Below are 1986 nucleotides of genomic sequence, written 5' to 3'. Positions count from 1 at the left end.
GGAACACGGCGGCCTTGGTGTCGGCCCGGACGAGTTCCGCGCTGTTGGCCGCCATCAGGCGCTCCATCGCCGACACCGAGGGCAGGCTGGACGCCGCCGTCGGCGCGGTCGGCCGGCGGCTCCTGCCCCTGGAGCGCCCGCGGGGCCCGGCGACCGTGCGCCGCCGCGACGGCTGCCGGCGCACACGTATCCGCACACGCGCCGCCCCGGTCACCGCGGACTCCCGTTCGGCACACCGCCGGACCAGCCGTTGACGTGCGTGTGGAGCTTGACGAAGTCCGGCCCCGGCCCCGGGGGCTGCGGGGGTTGCGAGGGGTACGAGGCGGGCCCGGGGACCTGCCGTCCGAGGGCGACCAGGCGGTCGCGCAGCATCTTGGACAGCTCCTGCTGCTCCTGCCCCGTCAACTTGCCGAGCATGAGCGCCATCTGGTCCTCCCAGGTGGTTTCGCCCCGCAGCAGGTCGCCGTTCTTGACCACCCAGTCCAGGACATCGCGCACCTCATCGGGCTTCCTGGCCAACCAGAGGGCCGCGAGGGCGACCGGTCCCTCCTGCACCTGGCGCCGGCAGAACGCGTACTCCTCCTCGCTCTTGACCGTCCAGTCGAAGGGCACGTCCGTCACGTCCGGTTCCCCGAGGCGCAGTTCATTGCCATGCTCGGAGGCGGAGACGTCCGTGACGCGGTAGCCGAGGCCGTAGTGGGGCAGCACGTACGGAGCCGCGAGGTACTGCACCAGCTCGTCGGGGCCCAACCTGGTGCCCGAGGCGGCGAACTGCTCTCTGAGCTGGCGCAGTCGGACGTCGAGGTCCTTGCGGACCGGCAGCCCGCCCCGGTTGGTCCGGGTCTGCACGACCCGCGCGGCGTCGTGGACCCACCACAGGAAGTGGACCTCCAGCGGTTCCGTGCCGTACGAGGTGCGGAGACGGACCGTTCGCACGCCCGGCCGCTCGTTGAGGTCCACCAGGTACGCCTGGTCGAAACCGCGCAACCCCAGCCGCGCGGCGACCCCGTCCTCCGCCCCCATGCCCGACGGTCGCGGGCGGCCCTTCCCCAGCTGCTGGTAGAGCCCGTGGCGGTCCCCCAGGACCAGGGCGCAGTCGCGCCGACCGGACCAGCGGTGCCGGAGGATCTCCCGCCAGGGGGCACGGGTGGCCTGGGTGTAGACGGGCGGGTCGGTGTCGACGGTCATCGGGGGCCTCCGAAGGCAGGGGCGGAGCGGAACGGCTGCGGCTCGCCGCGCCGCCAGGCCTCCAGGGCGCGGTGGGCGATGTCGCGGCCGACGAGGTCGGGGTTGTCACTGCTGTCGATCTCGACCATCAGCCTCAGCTCGCCGGGGCGCATCTCCCGGGCGAGCGCCGCGAGCAGCGTCTCCACCCCGGTGCGGAGGGGTTCGTCCCAGACCGCCCGACGGCACCAAGCGAGCAGCCACGTGCACGAACGCTGGAAGAGGGCCTCGTCATTGAGGCAGTGCCGGACGAAGGCGATCACCGGCTCACTGAACTCGCCTTGCACGGGAAGCTGTTGCTGAAACCACGACGGGTCTCGAAGCAGATCGAGGAAGGCCGTGTACGCGAGCGCGGCGTCATTCTTCGACTGGTCCGCCCACTCCATGAGCTTGCGGAAAACGGCCGCCTGGTTCCCTCCCCCGAAGAGGCTCCCCAGTGCCCAGCGAACGTTCACGGCAACGGTACGCTCGGCCTCCTCTTCCCCTCGATAGCAGCGCCGGAGCAGTGAGAGCGCGAATTCCGGTCGGGCCGCTCCGAAGTCTCCTCCACAGGCAGCGGCCGTGGTCGACCGGAGCTGCCAGCCGCCGTTGAAGCTCCAGCGGTCGAGGCGGTGCTTCACCTCGCTGACGAGAATCGGGTCCTGGGCCGCGATCCCCAACGCGTAGGCGGCGATGCTCTGGCTCTGCGTGTGCTCGGACCTGGCCAACCTGCGAATGTGAAGCAGTGCCTGACGGCCGCCGCTCCACCCCGTGGCGAGCCCC

General features: G+C 71.6%; 2 protein-coding genes and 1 pseudogene. All 3 read right to left on the bottom strand.

Annotation, left to right across the window (positions count from 1 at the left end; genetic code table 11):
• The coding region (locus ACWDCZ_RS40835) for a hypothetical protein (protein WP_449818653.1) at positions 1–196 on the bottom strand (196 nt) is incomplete at its 3' end.
• A gap of 14 nt (positions 197–210) precedes the next feature.
• Positions 211–1188: a hypothetical protein gene (locus ACWDCZ_RS40830; RefSeq protein ID WP_117485660.1), complete on the bottom strand. Its 978-nt coding sequence runs from the start codon at positions 1186–1188 to the stop codon at positions 211–213.
• Positions 1185–1986, bottom strand: a pseudogene (locus tag ACWDCZ_RS40825) (hypothetical protein); the annotation flags it as partial. The gene ACWDCZ_RS40830 and the pseudogene ACWDCZ_RS40825, both read right to left, overlap by 4 nt.

The organism is Kitasatospora sp. NPDC001225 (genome assembly GCF_053597855.1).
Note: the sequence above shows the minus strand (reverse complement) of the source record. Positions and strands in the feature narration are given on the sequence as shown.

Bases quoted from the DNA above. Each gene is read 5' to 3' on its own strand.
- ACWDCZ_RS40830 (WP_117485660.1), bottom strand. From the start codon at position 1,188: ATGACCGTCGACACCGACCCGCCCGTCTACACCCAGGCCACCCGTGCC.